This window comes from Pseudomonas sp. DWP2-2 (assembly GCF_049897065.1).
GTDB lineage: Bacteria > Pseudomonadota > Gammaproteobacteria > Pseudomonadales > Pseudomonadaceae > Aquipseudomonas > Aquipseudomonas paracarnis.
The window spans coordinates 109,160-126,410 of record NZ_JAFCVN010000006.1 but is presented as its reverse complement, the minus strand read 5'-3'; the positions used below and the strand labels follow the sequence as shown (position 1 = coordinate 126,410).

The 17,251-nt window shown below is 61.6% G+C and carries 14 protein-coding genes; 3 read left to right on the top strand and 11 right to left on the bottom strand.

The genetic code is table 11. From position 1 onward, the window contains the following. Nucleotides 1–111: 111 nt before the first annotated feature. From ACP7CZ_RS15525 to ACP7CZ_RS15510, 4 genes are all read right to left on the bottom strand, one after another. The gene (locus ACP7CZ_RS15525) at nucleotides 112–1,431 is read right to left on the bottom strand and encodes an MFS transporter (protein ID WP_034128609.1); all 1,320 of its coding nucleotides are present in this window, start codon (nucleotides 1,429–1,431) and stop codon (nucleotides 112–114) included. Nucleotides 1,432–1,764: 333 nt separating this feature from the next. Beyond that, nucleotides 1,765–3,090: a sigma-54-dependent transcriptional regulator gene (locus ACP7CZ_RS15520; RefSeq protein ID WP_294204747.1), complete on the bottom strand. Its 1,326-nt coding sequence runs from the start codon at nucleotides 3,088–3,090 to the stop codon at nucleotides 1,765–1,767. Then, a complete protein-coding gene (locus ACP7CZ_RS15515; RefSeq protein WP_034128607.1) occupies nucleotides 3,084–4,850 on the bottom strand; it encodes an ATP-binding protein in 1,767 nt (588 codons plus the stop codon). Before ACP7CZ_RS15515 ends, ACP7CZ_RS15520 begins: the two co-directional genes overlap by 7 nt. A gap of 162 nt (nucleotides 4,851–5,012) precedes the next feature. Next, nucleotides 5,013–6,536, bottom strand: a complete 1,524-nt coding sequence (locus ACP7CZ_RS15510) for a fumarate hydratase (RefSeq protein ID WP_034128606.1) — start codon at nucleotides 6,534–6,536, stop codon at nucleotides 5,013–5,015. A gap of 216 nt (nucleotides 6,537–6,752) precedes the next feature. Here ACP7CZ_RS15510 and ACP7CZ_RS15505 point away from each other — a divergent pair, with 216 nt between their 5' ends. Beyond that, the gene (locus ACP7CZ_RS15505) at nucleotides 6,753–7,694 is read left to right on the top strand and encodes an iron-sulfur-binding ferredoxin reductase (protein WP_054918389.1); all 942 of its coding nucleotides are present in this window, start codon (nucleotides 6,753–6,755) and stop codon (nucleotides 7,692–7,694) included. A 178-nt stretch (nucleotides 7,695–7,872) separates the two neighbouring features. Here the strand turns inward: ACP7CZ_RS15505 and pyk are convergent, their stop codons facing one another. Beyond that, nucleotides 7,873–9,324: a pyruvate kinase gene (gene pyk / locus ACP7CZ_RS15500; protein ID WP_003193904.1), complete on the bottom strand. Its 1,452-nt coding sequence runs from the start codon at nucleotides 9,322–9,324 to the stop codon at nucleotides 7,873–7,875. Nucleotides 9,325–9,497: 173 nt separating this feature from the next. Between pyk and ACP7CZ_RS15495 the strand changes: the two genes are divergently transcribed. Then, nucleotides 9,498–9,872: a tetratricopeptide repeat protein gene (locus tag ACP7CZ_RS15495; protein WP_003193903.1), complete on the top strand. Its 375-nt coding sequence runs from the start codon at nucleotides 9,498–9,500 to the stop codon at nucleotides 9,870–9,872. 221 nt (nucleotides 9,873–10,093) lie between these two features. Continuing rightward, nucleotides 10,094–10,453, top strand: coding sequence for a PilZ domain-containing protein (locus ACP7CZ_RS15490; protein WP_034134388.1), 360 nt, complete (start codon nucleotides 10,094–10,096; stop codon nucleotides 10,451–10,453). A gap of 52 nt (nucleotides 10,454–10,505) precedes the next feature. On the opposite strand, the gene ACP7CZ_RS15485 is transcribed toward ACP7CZ_RS15490, so the two are convergent. Genes ACP7CZ_RS15485 through ACP7CZ_RS15460 form a run of 6 tightly spaced genes read right to left on the bottom strand, consistent with a single transcriptional unit; the run spans nucleotide 10,506 to nucleotide 17,176 of the window. Beyond that, complete coding sequence (locus ACP7CZ_RS15485) at nucleotides 10,506–11,837, bottom strand: DUF58 domain-containing protein (RefSeq protein ID WP_294204734.1); 1,332 nt, start codon at nucleotides 11,835–11,837, stop codon at nucleotides 10,506–10,508. Between the two features lie 7 nt (nucleotides 11,838–11,844). Next, entirely contained in the window at nucleotides 11,845–12,840 is a 996-nt protein-coding gene (locus ACP7CZ_RS15480; protein WP_197900797.1) for an AAA family ATPase, read from the bottom strand. Continuing rightward, nucleotides 12,837–13,994: a DUF4350 domain-containing protein gene (locus ACP7CZ_RS15475; RefSeq protein WP_197900796.1), complete on the bottom strand. Its 1,158-nt coding sequence runs from the start codon at nucleotides 13,992–13,994 to the stop codon at nucleotides 12,837–12,839. Before ACP7CZ_RS15475 ends, ACP7CZ_RS15480 begins: the two co-directional genes overlap by 4 nt. After that, nucleotides 13,991–15,520: a DUF4129 domain-containing protein gene (locus ACP7CZ_RS15470; protein WP_070415506.1), complete on the bottom strand. Its 1,530-nt coding sequence runs from the start codon at nucleotides 15,518–15,520 to the stop codon at nucleotides 13,991–13,993. The genes ACP7CZ_RS15475 and ACP7CZ_RS15470 overlap by 4 nt, the downstream gene beginning before the upstream one ends. Further along, on the bottom strand, nucleotides 15,507–16,487 hold the full coding sequence (locus tag ACP7CZ_RS15465; protein WP_294204731.1) for a stage II sporulation protein M: 981 nt from the start codon (nucleotides 16,485–16,487) through the stop codon (nucleotides 15,507–15,509). Before ACP7CZ_RS15465 ends, ACP7CZ_RS15470 begins: the two co-directional genes overlap by 14 nt. Continuing rightward, nucleotides 16,484–17,176, bottom strand: coding sequence for an RDD family protein (locus ACP7CZ_RS15460; RefSeq protein WP_089042395.1), 693 nt, complete (start codon nucleotides 17,174–17,176; stop codon nucleotides 16,484–16,486). The genes ACP7CZ_RS15465 and ACP7CZ_RS15460 overlap by 4 nt, the downstream gene beginning before the upstream one ends. Nucleotides 17,177–17,251: the final 75 nt, after the last annotated feature.

The following is a 17,251-nucleotide window of genomic DNA, read 5'->3' as shown; positions in this document are numbered from 1 at the left end:
CGAGGTAGCTTGCTCCCGTTCGACAGCGTAGCTGGAGCCAGCTTTTTGGGGGCGCTTCGCACCCCAGCGCAAGCAAGCTTGCTCGCCACAGCAAGCCCGCTCCCACATTTTTTAGTCGGTGGTGATGCGTGAGTGTTTACGCGTGTCTTTCATGGTCACGTACACCATCAACGACACGGCGATACACGCGGTCACGTACCAGTAGTAGCCAGTTTCCATACCGATGCTCTTGAACCACAGCGCGATGTATTCAGCGGTACCGCCGAAGATCGACACGGTCAGGGCATACGGCAGGCCCACGCCCAGCGCGCGGATTTCGGTCGGGAACAGCTCGGCCTTCACCACGGCGTTGATCGAGGTGTAGCCGCTGACGATGATCAGCGCCGCCATGATCAGGAAGAACGCGCCCCACCAGCTCTGGATGGTGTGCAGGGTAGTAAGGATCGGCACGGTGAACAGGGTGCCAAGCACGCCGAAGGCGATCAGGATCGGGCGGCGGCCGATTTTATCCGACAGTCCGCCGATGATCGGTTGCAGGCACATGAACAGGAACAGCGTCGCCGCCGAGATGGTGGTGGAGTCGGAGATGCTCATGCCGACCGTGTTCACCAGGTATTTCTGCATGTAGGTGGTGTAGGTGTAGAACGCCAGGGTGCCGCCCATGGTCAGGCCGACCACGGTCATCAGTTCCTTGGGATGGCGCATCAAGGTGCGCATTGCGCTTTCCTTGGCTTTTTCTTTCTTGGTGAACGACTCGGTTTCTTCCATGCCGCGACGCAGGTACAGCGCGACCACTGCACACAAGGCACCGATGGCGAACGGGATACGCCAGCCCCAGGCGTACAGTTGTTCGGTAGTCAGCACCTGTTGCAGCACGATCAGCACCGCCAGCGCGATGAGCTGGCCGGAGATCAGGGTCACGTACTGGAAGCTTGAGTAGAACCCGCGACGTTCCTTGGTGGCCATCTCACTCAGGTAAGTGGCAGAGGTGCCGTATTCGCCGCCGACCGACAGGCCCTGCAGCAGGCGGGCAAACACCAGCAGGATCGGCGCACCGATACCAATGATTTCATAGCCTGGGCTCAGGGCAATCAGCAGCGAGCCGAAGCACATCAGGTACACCGAGGCCATCAAGGCTTTTTTACGCCCGACTTTGTCGGCGTAGAGGCCCATCAGCCAGCCACCGATCGGGCGCATCAGGAAGCCCACGGCGAAGATCGCGGCGGTGTTGAGCAGTTGGGCAGTGGTGTCGCCTTTGGGGAAGAAGGCTTTGGCGAAGTACAGCGAGAAGGCGGCGTAGACGTACCAGTCGTACCATTCGACCATGTTGCCGACCGATCCGCTGAAGATCGACTTGATGCGGCTGGAGGTGGTGCGCTCCTGCGCTTTGACGGCCGTCGATCCCAGAGGCACGGTGTTGGAGTTATCCATTGAAGGATCCTTCATCTAGTTGTTTTTATGGAGCGGCGCGTGCGCAGCCTGTTGGGGCTATAGCAGGAGCTGTGCCAGGTAGAGGAAGGCCCGCAATAGAAGGGTTGCGGGATTTTATTGAGCGGAAATTCGCTGATGGTTTTGGGGTGGTGAGCGGAAATCCGCTTATGGCTGCAGTAATCGTTCCCACGCTCTGCGTGGTAACGCCTGTTGTGACGCTCCGCGTCGCGCCTTTAAAAAGCGACGCAGAGCGGCCTAGGCTGCGTTCCCACGCGGAGCGTGGGAACGATCAGTGTGGGAGCGGGCTTGCCCGCGATGGCGATCCAAAGATCGCTACACAAACATCTCCCTTACCAACCCATGCCGCTGCATCTTCTCATTGAAGGTACGGCGCGGCAGTTGCAACTCGGCCAGCACCGCCTTGATATCGCCCTTGTGACGCGTCAACGCGGCCTTCAGGCAGTGTGCCTCGAACGCCTCCTGCTGCGCCGCTAACGACTGCCCGGCTTCGACCCCTTGCGGTTCCGGCTCGTCCAGCCCCAACACCTGGCGCTCGGCGACGTTGGCCAGTTCGCGCACATTGCCCGGCCAGTCATGGCTGAGCAGGCGCCCCAACTGTGGCCCACTCAAGGGCTCGACCTGGCGGCCCAGACGCTCGGCGGCGCTTTGCGCAAAATGCTCGTACAGCAGGGGAATATCTTCGCGACGTTCACGCAATGGCGGCAGGCGCAGTTGCGCGACGTTGAGCCGATAGGCCAGGTCTTCGCGAAAGCGCCCGGCACGGGCTTCTTCCAGCAGGTCGGGCTTGGTGGCAGCGATGATGCGCAGGTCCACTTGGATACTCTGGTTGGAGCCCAGCCGCTCCAGCTTCTGTTCCTGCAATACGCGCAGCAATTTCACTTGCTGGGCCAGGGGCATGCTTTCGATTTCATCCAGGAACAAGGTGCCGCCGTGGGCATATTCCAGCTTGCCGATACGTTTGCCCTGGGCACCGGTGAAAGCGCCGCTTTCATGTCCGAACAGTTCAGCTTCGAACAACTGCTCGGGGATTGCCGCGCAATTGAGGGCCACGAACGGCTTCTTGGCGCGTGGGCCGAAGTCGTGCAGGCAGCGGGCGACCAACTCCTTGCCGCTGCCGGTCTCACCCCGGATCAGCACATTGACCGGCAAGCCCGCCAGGTCCAGCACTTGGCGGCGCAAGCTTTGAAGGCCCTTGGACACACCCAGCAGGCTGGACTCCAACTGCGCGCGATGATCGGCCTGTTGATGCAGGCGGCGGTTTTCCAGGATCAGGCCACGCTTGTCCAACGCCCGGCGCAGGCTGTTGAGCAAGGCGTCGGGGCTGAAGGGTTTTTCCAGGAAGTCGTAGGCCCCGTCGCGCATGGCTTCGACGGCCATTGGCACGTCGCCATGGCCGGTGAGCAAAATCACCGGCAAATCGGCATCGCGGCGCTGCACCTCGGCCAACAGTTCAAGGCCGCTGAGCCCCGGCATGCGCACGTCGCTCAGAATCACCCCGGCAAAGTCCTTGGGCAGTTGCGCCAGGCACTCTTCGGCGCGGCTGAACAACTGCACGTCAAACCCCGACAGGCTCAGCCATTGCTCGACGGCCGTGCGAATACTGGCTTCGTCATCTACCACAATCACCGCGTTCAACATAGGTCTGGCGTCTCCAGGGCGATAGGCAGGGTCAAGGTGAAAATCGCGCCATCGCCACGGTTGGCGGCACTCAGGCGTCCGCCCAGTTCATGCACGATAGCGTAGGACACCGCGAGTCCCAAACCGAGCCCGTCGCCCACCGGTTTGGTGGTGAAAAACGGGTCGAACACGCTGCTCAAATGTTCTTCGGCAATCCCGCCGCCGCTGTCGCAGACGCTCAACTGCCACAGCTGCTGATCGGCGTGCAGGCGGATTTCCAGGCGCTTGCGCGGTTTATCGGCCATGGCGTCGAGGGCGTTGCGCAACAGGTTGATCAGCACCTGTTCCAGGCGGATCGCGTCGCCACGTACCCAGGCCGGGCGGGTGAGGTCCAGCACCACACCGATGGCTTCGTCACGCAGGCGCGCGTCGAGCAGGTGCAAGGATTGGTCGACCACCGTCGCCAGGTCCAGCTTTTCGCGCAGGCCACTGGGGCTCTTGCGCGCGAATGTCTTGAGGTGGCCGGTGAGCGCGGCCATGCGCGTGAGCATGTCATCCAATGGCGTGAGCGCCTTGTAGGCATCGTCCACGCGACCATGGTCGAGCAGCAGCCGCAGCGTCGCCAGTTGCATGCGCTGGGCGGTCAGCGGCTGGTTGATTTCATGGGCGAGGGCGGCCGACATTTGCCCCAATGCCGCCAGCTTGGCCGACTGCACCAGGCCATCCTGGGCGGTGCGCAGCGCCTGGGTGCGTTCTTCGACCAATTGCTCCAGTTCTTCACGGCTGCGCTGGCGCAAGCGGGCCAGGCGCCAACGCTGGCTGAGGAACAGCCCCAGGAACACCAATGCCAGCCACGAACCCGCAGCGGCAAGGCCCGCGTTACGTTGGTCTTCAAAGGCAAACTGGGGTTTGCGCAACAGGTGCAGGGTCCAGCCTTCGCGCTTGAGCGGCAGCGACTCCCAGATGTAATTGGCGTTGCCGTCGGGGCCGTTGACGCGGATCAAGTGGCTGTTTTCGTCAAAGCGTTGCAGGGGCTGGGTGTCCAGCGGCTGCAGTTGCTTCTTGTCGTATTGGCGGGTGGCCTTGAGTTCAGCCAGGTCATTTTCGGACAACGGCCGCAGGTTGCGATAACGCCAGCCCGGCTGGTTGGCGATAAACACGATGCCCCGCGCATCGCTGACCAACAGCAGGTCATTGCCCTGGGCCCATTCGCGCTCCAGTTCCGGGAACTCCAGCTTGACCACCATGGCACCGAGGAACTGCTCGTGCTCATCCACGACCGCGCTGGAAAGAAAATAACCCGGAATACCCGTGGTCACGCCCACTGCATAAAAGCGCCCGGTGCCCTGGCTCAAGGTCTGGCTGAAATACGGCCTGAACGCGTAATTGTGGCCGACATAACTGCTGGGCAGGTTCCAGTTGCTGGCGGCCACGGCCAGGCCGGTGCGGTCCATCAGTTCCAGGGTCGAAGACTGCGCAGCGCCGTTGATGCGCTCCAGCTTGCGGTTGAGCCGGTCTTGCGTGGCGGCGTCCAGCGGGCCCTTCAAAGCGCTGATCATCTCCGAATCCAGCGCCAGTACGGCGGGCAGGGCACGGTAGCGTTCGATCAGGGTGTGCAGCGAGTTGGCATACAGCGCGAGCTGCTGATTGGCACGGGCGGCGTCGTCCACCAGGGCCTGGCGTTCGGCATGGCGCGTGGCCAAGGCGGCAGCCAGCACCGCACCGGCGATGATCAACAGAGAATAGAAGGTCAGGCGCAGGGGGCGAGGGATCACGATCATACGATGATGAACAGGCACGGTAAGGGGCGAGCACCATAGCATGGGCAGCTCATATCTTGTGACCAAGGAGCTTGTGTGGGAGCTAGCCCCCTTGCTCCCGGCAGAAAAAAAGGCGACTGGGCCATGGGGCCGCAGTCGCCTTTATTCTTTTGGATGAGGTGCTTACTGCACTTCTACCGCCAGGCTGTCACTGATCTTTTTCTGCCAGATGGCAGGACCGGTGATGTGGACGGACTCACCTTTGCTGTCCACTGCAACGGTGACCGGCATGTCTTTCACGTCGAACTCGTAGATGGCTTCCATACCCAGTTCGGCGAAGGCAACCACGCGCGACTTCTTGATGGCCTGGGCCACCAGGTAAGCGGCGCCGCCCACGGCCATCAGGTACACGGCCTTGTGGTCCTTGATCGCTTCGATGGCGGTCGGGCCGCGCTCGGACTTGCCGATCATGCCCAACAGGCCGGTTTGCTCGAGGATCTGACGGGTGAACTTGTCCATCCGCGTCGCGGTGGTCGGGCCCGCCGGGCCAACCACTTCTTCGCGCACCGGATCAACCGGGCCGACGTAGTAGATAAAGCGGCCCTTGAGGTCCACCGGCAAGGTTTCGCCCTTGTTCAGCATCTCGACCATGCGCTTGTGCGCCGCGTCGCGACCGGTAAGCATCTTGCCGTTGAGCAGTACGGTTTCGCCCGGCTTCCAGCTCTGCACTTCTTCCGGAGTCAGGGTGTCGAGGTTGACGCGACGGGCCGATGGGCCGGCTTCCCAGACGATTTCCGGGTAGGCGTCCAACGATGGCGCTTCCAGCGACGCCGGGCCCGAGCCGTCCAGCACGAAGTGCGCGTGACGGGTGGCGGCGCAGTTGGGGATCATGCACACCGGCAGGGACGCGGCGTGGGTCGGGTAGTCCATGATCTTCACGTCGAGCACGGTGGTCAGGCCACCCAGGCCCTGGGCGCCGATGCCCAGTTGGTTGACCTTCTCGAACAACTCCAGGCGCATTTCTTCGATACGGTTCTGCGGGCCGCGCTTTTTCAGCTCGTGGATGTCGATGGACTCCATCAACACTTCCTTGGCCATTACCGCGGCTTTCTCGGCGGTACCGCCGATGCCGATGCCGAGCATGCCCGGTGGGCACCAGCCGGCGCCCATGGTCGGAACAGTCTTGAGCACCCAGTCGACGATCGAGTCGGACGGGTTGAGCATGGCCATTTTCGACTTGTTCTCGGAGCCGCCACCCTTGGCCGCCACGTCCACTTCCACGGTGTTGCCCGGGACGATGGAGTAGTGGATGACCGCGGGGGTGTTGTCCTTGGTGTTCTTGCGGGCGCCTGCCGGGTCGGCGAGGATCGAGGCGCGCAGGACGTTTTCTGGCAGGTTGTAGGCGCGACGCACGCCTTCGTTGATCATGTCGTCCAGGCCCATGGTGGCGCCGTCCCAACGCACGTCCATACCCACGCGCACGAACACGGTGACGATACCGGTGTCCTGGCAGATTGGGCGATGGCCGGTGGCGCACATGCGCGAGTTGATCAGGATCTGGGCGATGGAGTCACGGGCTGCCGGCGATTCTTCGCGCAGGTAGGCTTCGTGCATGGCCTGGATGAAGTCAACGGGGTGGTAATAGGAAATGAATTGCAGGGCGTCGGCAACGCTCTGAATCAGGTCGTCTTGCTTGATCACGGTCATGAGTCGCGCTCCTCTATAAGGGAACATTCAATAAAGATGGCGCCAGTGTTGCATCGGTCGGCTGAAGCCATCTTTCCAAGGCACGCCAGAATGGTGCAGGCGCGACGCTAAAAAGGCGCGGCAGTATAACCCGGCACGGTGGCCGATACACCCGACTATGGTCAAACTGTCGCAGGCATGATTCCCTGTGCGCGCTCCTTATGATTGAGTCTTTATATGCCTGAACTGTACGTCGGCGAACGCCACTGGTCTGTATCCCTCGGCAGCAACCTGCTGGATGCCTTGAATCAGGCCGGCGTGGCCGTGCCCTTCAGTTGCAGGGCCGGCAGTTGCCATGCGTGCCTGGTGCGTTGCGAGGGTGAGGTTGACGACCAGCAGCCCGAAGCCTTGAGCCCGACGCAGCGTCAGCAAGGTTGGCGCCTGGCGTGCCAGTGCCGGGTCAGTGCAGACCTGAAGGTCGAAGCGTTTGACCCTCAGCGCGATGGCCTGCCCGCCCAGGTGGTGGGCGCCGATTGGCTGAGTTCGACGGTACTGCGCCTGCGCCTGCAACCGGAACGTGCCCTGCGGTACAACGCCGGGCAGCATCTGGTGCTGTGGGCGGGGCAGGTGGCGCGCCCCTATTCTCTGGCGGGCTTGCCCCAGGAAGAGCCGTACCTGGAGTTTCATATCGAGTGTCGCCAACCCGGTGCATTCAGCGATGCGGCGCGACAGTTGAAGGTCGGTGATCCTTTGCGCCTGGGTGAACTGCGGGGTGGAGCACTGCACTATGACCCTGACTGGCAATCGCGGCCGTTGTGGCTGCTGGCTTCCGGTACTGGCCTGGGGCCCTTATGGGGGGTGTTGCGCGAGGCGCTGCGCCAGGATCACCAGGGCGACATTCGCGTGATTCACCTGGCCCATGAGGCCGAAGGTCATTATCTGGCTGAACCCCTGGCAGCCCTTGCCGCCCGGCATGGGAACCTGACCGTGGAGCTATGGACCGCGGCGCAGTTGCAGCCGGCGTTGGCGCAACTGCGGCTGGTTTCCCGGCATACCCTGGCCTTGCTTTGCGGGCACCCTGCCAGCGTCGAGGCCTTTTCCAAGCGCTTGTTCCTGGCGGGACTGCCGCGTAATCAATTGCTGGCGGATGTGTTTCTATCCCGCCCTTTCACTTTATGAAAAGTCTGCTCAAGTCGGTATCTGAGTTTATCGCCGGGTGCTGATGACGCCATCGCAGGCAAGCCAGCTCCCACAGTAGACCGAGTTGTCTAACTATTGTGGGAGCTGGCCTGCCTGCACTGAAATGCAAAAAGCCCCGCCATTCACAGGGCGGGGCTTTTGTTTTTCAGCCTGTCACTCAGACCTGCGGGTCGCCCACATGCAGGATCTTCATGCCATTGGTGCCACCGGTGGTGTGGTAGCTGTCGCCCTTGGTCAGGATGACCCAGTCGCCTTTCTCCACGACGCCGCGTTTGACCAGCTCGTCGATCGCCTTCTGGCTGACTTCGTTCGGTGCCAGCGACGCCGGGTCGAACGGGATGGTGTACACGCCACGGAACATGGCCGCGCGGGCCTGGGCTTCGCGGTGTGGGGTGAACGCGTAGATAGGCACCGAGGAGCGGATGCGCGACATGATCAACGGCGTGTAGCCACTTTCGGTCAAGGCGATGATGGCCTTGACACCCGGGAAGTGGTTGGCGGTGTACATGGCAGCCAGGGCGATGCTCTGGTCGCAGCTTTCGAAGACCTTGCCGATGCGATGGCTGGAGGTCTTGCTGGTCGGGTGCTTTTCGGCACCGACGCAGATACGCGCCATGGCCTGTACGGCCTCCAGCGGGTAAGGGCCGGCGGCACTTTCAGCCGAGAGCATCACGGCGTCGGTGTAGTCGAGTACGGCGTTGGCCACGTCGGACACTTCGGCACGCGTCGGCATCGGGTTCTGGATCATCGACTCCATCATCTGGGTCGCAACGATCACCGCTTTGTTGTGACGGCGTGCGTGCAGGATGATCTTCTTCTGGATACCGATCAGCTCGGCGTCACCGATTTCAACGCCCAGGTCGCCACGGGCAACCATCACGGCATCGGAGGCCTTGATCAGGCCGTCGAGGGTTTCATCATCGGCCACGGCTTCAGCACGTTCGATCTTCGCTACCAGCCAGGCGGTACCGCCGGCTTCGTCGCGCAGCTTACGGGCGTATTCCATGTCGGCGGCGTCGCGCGGGAAGGACACGGCGAGGTAGTCCACTTCCATTTCGGCGGCGAGCTTGATGTCGGCCTTGTCTTTTTCAGTCAGGGCCGGCGCCGTCAGGCCACCACCGCGACGGTTGATGCCTTTGTGGTCGGACAGCGGGCCGCCGATGATCACGGTGCAGTTCAGTTCGGTCGGCGTGGCAGTGTCAACGCGCATCACCACACGGCCGTCGTCCAGCAGCAGTTCGTCACCGACGCCGCAGTCCTTGACCAGGTCCGGGTAGTCGATGCCCACCACGTCCTGGGTGCCTTCGGTCAGCGGGTGGCTGGTGGAGAAGGTGAACTTGTCACCGATCTTCAGCTCGATCCGCTTGTTGGTGAATTTGGCGATACGGATTTTCGGGCCTTGCAGGTCGCCCAAGAGTGCAACGAAGCGGCCATGCTTGGCGGCGAGGTCACGCACCAGCTTGGCGCGAGCCTTGTGCTCGTCCGGGGTGCCGTGGGAGAAGTTCAGACGGGCGACGTCCAAACCAGCCAGAATCAGCTGTTCGAGGACTTCCGGCGAGTTACTGGCCGGGCCAAGGGTGGCGACGATTTTGGTACGACGGACGGACATGCACGGACTCCTGAGTTCAAGCGCTGGGGAAGGCTACTATGCTCTTTCGTTGTAGTCATTGTTCGTTTGCACTACTTATCGACGATTGGCTTGTTTTGGCTGCGGTTGAATGGGCAAACGCCTTGAAGATTTTCGACCAGGGGTCGATACACTGCACAAGACAGGAGAACCCCATGCGAATTTTGCTCGTTGCTGCCCTGGCCGTCAGTGTTGTCGGCTGTACCCGCTGGTCGATGGACCACCATTTGAACAACGCTTACCGCGCCTATGGGGTCGGTGATTGCCAGCGTGTCACCCTGGAGTTGTCCCAGGTCGATCGCGAGAGCCGAACTCGCCGCTACGTGCAACCGGAGGTTTCGATGTTGCGCGGGCAGTGCCTGGAACGCCAGAAACTGTTTGTCGATGCCGCACAGACCTATCAGTTCATCATCGGCCACTACCCGTCGAGCGAGTACGCCTATCGAGCCCGTGCGCGGCTCGATACCTTGCAGCAACTGGGGCATCTGCCGGCTGCAGGCCTGGCAAAACCAAGGCCTGCGTCGTTGTAAGGGTATTTGTCGCTTCATGGCTGGCCTGTCGCCAGTCTTGCGCTATTCTTTGAATGTCTGTTTGTGCAGTACCCATTCGAACGGATGCAATGCCCGGATTCGGCAGCTGTTTGGTGACAAGCGGTAGCTGTTGTCACACCGAGATCCAGGGAGAGCGAGCGATTGCTTGTTCCGAATCACTGGCACGGCCAGATTTTTGGCTATTGGATGGCGACTTCACCATGTTTACCGAACGACGGATCGAGCGGCATCAACTGCCGTATTTTCTGCAGGTGTTCAATCGTATTACTGACAAGCCAATCGGCTATCTTGGAAATGTGTCTGAAAACGGTCTGATGCTGATCAGCTCGTTACCCATGATGACCGACGTGGATTTCGAGCTGCGCTTGAAAGTGCCGGTGGCGCAGGGCGAGTTCAAGGCAATTGACCTCACGGCAACCTGCTTGTGGAGCCATGAAGATGTCACCCCGCAGCATTACGACTCGGGGTTCAGCGTGCTTGAGGCGCCCGAAGAGTACCGGCACCTGATCAACGCGCTGTTGCAGTACTTCAGCTTTTATCCTTTGCAGGCCTCTGTCTGAATTATGCGTGGGGTCGTGGCCGTTTCCTGGCCATGCCCCTGCGCAGTCATCCTCAGAATACCCCGGCCTTTTTCCACTCCAGATAGCGCGTGACCAGCCCGGCACCCAGCGCCGATGGCAAGGTATCCAGCACCGACAGGCCATGAGCACTCAAGCGATCATGGCGTTGGTTGCGGGTGTTGAGGTAATCGATCGTGCCGCTGTAAGCCAGCGCTTCGGGCAGTGTCTGCACAGGCGCCTGGCGTAGTTGGTCGAGGACCTCTTCCCTCAGGCTGGCCACCAGTACCCGGTGATGCCTGCCGATACGCTGGACGGCAGCCATCAGCGCTTCATCCTCCTCATCCCGCAGGTTGGTGACGATGATCACCAGCGCCCGGCGTTTTTGACGTGCCAACAACTGGCTGGCGGCCGCCTGGTAGTCGGCGGTTTTTCGCGTGGTCTGCAGGTCATAGACCGCATTGAGCAACAGGTTCAATTGGCCACTGCCCTTGACCGGCTTCAGGTAGCGCGGCTGGTCGCTGGCAAACGTGCACAGCCCTACGGCATCGCCCTGTCTCAAGGCAACGTAGCTCAGCAGCAGGCAGGCATTGAGCGCGTGGTCAAAATGGGACAGTTCATCATCCTGGCTGCGCATGTGCTGGCCGCAATCGAGCATGAACACGATTTGCTGGTCGCGTTCGTCCTGGTATTCCCGGGCAATGGGCGTTCGTTGGCGGGCGGTGGCTTTCCAGTCGATCTGGCGCAGGCTGTCACCTTCACGAAACTCCCGCAGTTGATGAAACTCCAGGCCTAATCCTCGCCGCTGATGTTGGCGCACGCCCAGTTGGCTGAGCCAGTTATCCACACCCCGCAACTGCGCACCGTATAAACGTGCGAAATCCGGGTAAACACGAGTGGCATCGTGAGTCTCGACCCAGCGTCGTCCCGACCACAGAGCCAATGGGCTGGGCAGCAGCAGTTCGCAGCGACTGAAATGGAAGTGCCCGCGCCGCAAGGGGCGCACGCGATAGCCCAGCTCGGCACGCTCACCGGGGCGTAGTTGAATGGATTGAGGCAGGTTCTCCACAGCCAGGCCATCGGGCACGTGATCGAACACCTGCACGGTCAGAGGTTGCGGGTAGTCGTGCTCCAGGCACAGGCGTATTTCTTCCCAGCGCCCCAGCGCCAGGCTACCAGGCAATGTTCTGTACACGCGGGCCGAAGGGCGGCGACGCAAGCGTGCAGCATCCAGCATCGCCAGCAGCAACAGGGCCAGCAGCAGGCCCCAGGCTACCGAATGAAAGGTGGCGGGCACTTTGAACTGCAACGCTGCCGAGGCGCCCAACAAGATGTTCAAACCGAGCAGAACGCCCAGCCAGGTCAGCAGCAGACGAGTCGGTTTCATGGCCGCGTCATTGCCTTGGTGCTGCAATCTGGTCGAGTAACTGCTGGAGCACCTGGTCGACTTCCAAGCCGTCGATGTCCAGTTCTGGTGCGATGCGTACCCGGTGACGCAGTACCGCCAGGGCGCAGCCCTTGATGTCATCGGGGGTGACGAATTCGCCACCGCGCAACAGCGCACGGGCACGTGCCCCGCGTACCAGGGCGATGGAGGCCCTGGGGCCGGCACCGATGGCCAGCCCCGGCCAACTGCGCGTGGCACGGGCCAGGCGCACGGCGTAGTCGAGCACCTGCTCATCGAGTGGCAGGTCACTGGCAATTTGCTGCATCGTTACTACGTCCGCGGCTTGCAGCACCGTACGCAACGGCTGTACCTCCAGCATGTCGGCCTTGGACGAGCGCGTCACTTCGCGGACCATATCCAGCTCTTGTAGAGCATCTGGGTAGTCCATTCGCACCTTGAGCATGAACCGGTCCAGCTCGGCCTCGGGCAGTGGGTAGGTGCCTTCCTGTTCGATGGGGTTCTGGGTCGCCAGCACCATGAAGGGCTGGCCGATGGGCAACGCCTCGCCCTCCAGGGTCACTTGACGTTCCTGCATGGCTTCCAGCAGCGCTGCCTGGGTCTTGGCGGGGGCACGGTTGATCTCATCGGCCAGCAACAGGTGGGTGAATATCGGCCCCTTGCGCAGTTTGAACTGTTCGGTCTGCAGGTCGTAAACGGCGTGGCCGGTGACATCGCTGGGCATCAGGTCCGGGGTGAACTGGATACGGGCGAAATCACCGCCAAAGCAGCGGGCCAGGGCTCGTACCAGCAAGGTCTTGCCCAGGCCTGGCACGCCTTCCAGCAATACGTGGCCGCCTGCGATCAGGGCGGTGAGCACGTCGTCAATCACAAGGTCCTGGCCAATCACGGCCTTGCGCAATTCCACGCGCAGCGCCTGCGCCTGCTGGCTGGCATGCTGAAGGTTTTCGGCGGTCAGGGTGGTGGCCAGTCGAGAGTCGCTCATAAGGCATTCCTGAGGGTTTGCAGGTGCGCCACCTGTCGGCTGAAGTCGGCGCTGGAGAGCCGCTTCAGCGCAACGGGCTCAAGCGCCTGGCTGATGATGTGAGGGGGTTGTCGCGTAAGGTGTTCCAGCACCTGGCGTTGCTCTGACGCATCGAGGTGTTCGAACCCTGGATGGCGTCGCCGGGCTGCGCGCAGAATGTCGTGTCGCAAGGCTTGCAACAACGTGCCCTGGCCGCTGCGGCGCAATAGGAAGTCCGCGCTGGCCTTCAAGTGTTCCTGCAACTGGCGACGTGCCTTGGGAGCCGGTGCCTGGATCGGGCCTTGGCGCATGCCTGCCTGCCACAGCCCCAGAGCAAGCAGCGCAACCAGGGCGACGAGGGCCTGGGGGAAATAACGGAGCAATAGAGTAAACAGATCGTCCGTGTCGCTGTTGAACAGCAGGGTGACGTCAGTGCCCTGGTTCAGATACCACAGCAACCAGGCGTTATCATGTTTGCCGATATCCGCGGTTTTCCACAGGTCGCTGTCGGTGATCACCGTGACGCGGCCTTGCCCCAGGTCAAGTTGCATCAGGTGGCTGGACTTGGCGCTGTTGGCGGAAAACTGCGCCAGGTGCTTGGGGTCGGTGAGGTTGAAGTCGGTGTCAAAACTGAAATAGGCCGGTGCCGTTTCGTTGTCGACATACAGCTTGGTCAGGTCCGGCTTGGTTTTTTTACGCGGTGGCGCGGGTTCGTCGAAGGTGTCGCTCAAGGTTTGGCGGACAGTGAGGCGATCAAGCAGCAAGTCACCGCTGGTGCCGGTTTCTTCATCCCATAATGCCTCGGCGACCAGTAGCAGGTGGCCACCGGCTTTTGCCCAGCCCAGCAGTTGTTCGACCTGGCGTGGGGTCATGTTGCTGCGCTCCCCCAGCAGCAACAGGCTATGGCCTTTGGCGGGCAGTTCGGCGAGTCGTTCAAGGCCATTGGCATGCGCCACCACCACGCCTTGCTGGCGCAGAAAGTGCTCGGCGGCCAGGTAAGGGTTGGCGCGTGCCTCTGGTGACGGGCCGCGATTTACCACTTCCTCGTAGGGAATTGCCTTGTGCCAGCCATATAGGCCGCCCGCACCCAACAGGCACGCCAGTAGCAGCGCTACCCACCATAACGCCCGGTTCATTGGCTCGCTCCGTCACTGAAAAGAGCACGCCAGTCGCTGCACAGTTTTTGTTGGGCTGAAGAGGGCGGTAGGCGGTGACCATAGGCCAGGTTTTGCCAGTGGCGCGTCAGTTCGTCGCTGAACGCCAGTAATTGCGGTTGTTGCAAACGATGAACGCGCTCCAGCACCTGCCCCTCGGTATCGGCGCTTGTCAGTGGCAGGTCGAACTCGTGCAACAGCCGGCTGAGCAACCCGCGATACAGCAGGCCAAGGGCTTCCCGGGGCTGGGTGGGCCATAGTTGTTCGGCGGTACTGGCGATGTCTTCGGGCAATGTCTCGGCGCCCAGCTCCAAGCCGAACAACTGAGCGGGAACGGGCGAGGGGGCGGTAGTGCGAGTGGGTCCGAGGCGGCTGACGAACGTGAGCAACCATTCACGGTAACGCCAGAACACCAGGGCCAGGCCGCCAATCACAAGGCTCCAGAGCAGTATTTCCAAGGTTTTGGCGACGTATTTGAAGGTGTCGCTGTTAAGGTTGTCGAGCAGTGCCTGGAGCCAGCCGGGTAATTTGCCGTCGCCCTTGGCCTTGTTTTCAACCGGCGCTTTTTCTTCGCCAAACCGATAGCGTGTGACGGTTTCCGGGTTCTTGAAAGGTGGCTTTTCCAGCAATGCCTGGATGGATTGGCTGGCGGCCTGGGTACTGAGTGGCTTATGGGCTGTGGTTTCATCTGCCATGGTCGGTGGGCTGATTTGTAGCAGTGCCAGGCCAACGACCAGCAACAGCAGCGGTGCAACGTTGTTCAGGCGCTGGCGCAGGCGACGGAATACCAGTTCCAGGTCCCAGGCCTCCAGCACCGTGCGGCGGTTGAGGTACAGGCTGAAGCCACAGGCGACGTAGATGGGTTCCCAGAACACCAGGACCAGGGCATAGAAGGCATTGCTCAGGTGCTCAAGCCAAAGCACGTCCGAGCCTGATGCCAATACCAGTCGTTGCCAGTCCCAGTCCAGTTCAACCTGTTGCGGGATGAAGAGATAGAACAGGGCCATGCCGCCAAACCACAGGCCGATTTCCAGGTGAACGCCGATCGTCGTCAGCCAGCGTGCGGCGCCAGCGTTACGTTGCAGCAACACCCCAAGGCGTCGTTGACGTGCGTCACCGTCCAGGCCTTCCAGTTGGCTGACGGGCAGGGTGAAGCTGCGACTCATGCTCAGCCGCCGCCAGGTCAGGCTGGCGAACAGTTGCCCTTTGAGCAACTGCGGCCAATGGCGAACGGCCTGTTTGAGGCTGGGGGGCTCAGCAAACAGGGCCTGGGAAAGAATGTACAGCGGCAAGCGGTCGAAGGCCGGCTTGAGCCACCAGAACAGGAACATGACCAGAGACGGGTAACTCCAAAGCAGCACCGTCAACAGGCTGAATATCGGAAGGCTCACCAGCGCCCAACTGCTCATCAGCAAGAAACGGCGTTCCCGGGCCATCAGCACACCCAAGTCCATGGCTTCCCAGGAAGTGCGCGGGCGAATGACTACGCTGGCGTCAGTCAGGCGCATGGCGACTCCGCCCGGCCAGGGTCAGGTAAGCGGCCACCAGCAGCCAGAGGGCGGCGCCTACCGCGTACTTGATCCAGGGCTCAATGCGAGTGGTTGAGGACCAGTAGGCTTCGATAAAGGCGGCGATCAACAGGAACACCATGACACCACAGAGCATCCTTACGCTTTTGCGCGCGGCCAGGCGCAGGGCTTCGCTGCGCGCCAAGCGCCCGGGGGCGACCAGTGACCAGCCCAGTTGCAAGCCTGCGGCACCGGCCAGTGTGATGGCGCTCAACTCGAATGCGCCGTGACCAATGACAAACGACCAGAAGGTCTGGCCATAGCCAATGTCGGTAAGGTGCCCGGAGACCGCACCTATGACCAAACCGTTGAAAATCAGGAAGAACACACTGCCCAGGCCAAACAACAGGCCGGCGGCGAAGGTCTGGAAGGCGATGCCGATGTTGTGCATCACGTAATAGCCAAACATCATCCAGTCTTCGCTGGCGGCACGCTCGGCAGCGCGGCCCAGGCGGCTGGCATCGGGGTTGTACATGCCCTGCATCTCGGCCACCTGCTGGGGGCTGATGATGCTGTAGATCAGGTCGGGGAACAGGTACACCAGCAGGGCTATCCCCACCAGGCTGCCAAAGAACAGCAGGCCGGCGATCAGCACGAAGCGCCATTGTTCGCGTACCAGGCGCGGGAAGTCGGCGAGAAGAAACGCCAGTATGTTTGCCGTCAGTTGGCTGCGATGGCGATACAGTTGTTGATGGCCGCGCAATGCCAGCTGTTGCAACGGATCGACCAGGTAACTGCTGTAGCCGCGCTGCTGAGCCAGGGCCAGATGTTGGCACAGGCGTCGATATTGATGCGGGAAGTCGGCGACATCGGCGGCCTTGGCTTTACCTTGCTCCAGTTGCTTCAACTGCTCGGCGAAGGTTTGCCATTGATGCTGGTGGCGGCTTTCAAAAAGGCTTTGCTTCATGTCGGCCCCAACAAACCACGGGCTACACCGTTGAGTTGCTCCACGGCACGCGGTGCAGGCACTTGCAGGGGCCCTGCGAGGATGGCGGCCAGTTCATGCACCCGTTCGGCCGAGAGTTCCGCCTGGCGTTCGGCGAAACCGAGGATGGCCCGCTGTTCGCTCAGCTCCAGTGCGAAGGGTAGGCGCAGGGCGGGTGCTTGAGGGATGCTCGGGCGTACCAGCGGCAGATCGCGGTAGACCACCAGCGTGCCTGCCGCCAGGTCGCCGAGCCGCTTGAAGTGCGGATGCTGCAGGCAACTGATCGCGCCGAGGAAATAACCGAAGGGCAGCATGTCGACAAAACGCAGCAGGTTGCGTATCAATGATGCCGACCAGCCAATGGGCGTGCCGTCATCCTGTACCACGCGCAGGCCCATGACCTGCTTGCCCGGCGAGCAGCCGTGGTTGAGCACTTCGAACAACACCATGTACCACCAGCTCACCACGAACAGCAGCAGCGAACCCAGCCCGATCCCCACATTGCCGAGCAGCGCCAGCGGCACTAGCAGGATCCCCATGATGATCCCTCGCGCGCCCAGGTCGAATGCAAAGGCCAATGCCCGAGAGGGCAGGCCAGCAGGACGCAGGGGCAGGTCGATGCCCTCCGGCGTTTCTATCTGATAGTGGGTATCCAAAGGCGTTGATGGCATTGCGATCCTTGGCAGTGCGAGGCGACTTGAGAGACACGGATGCTAGCAGTGTCAACGGTGGAAGCAACCATTCGA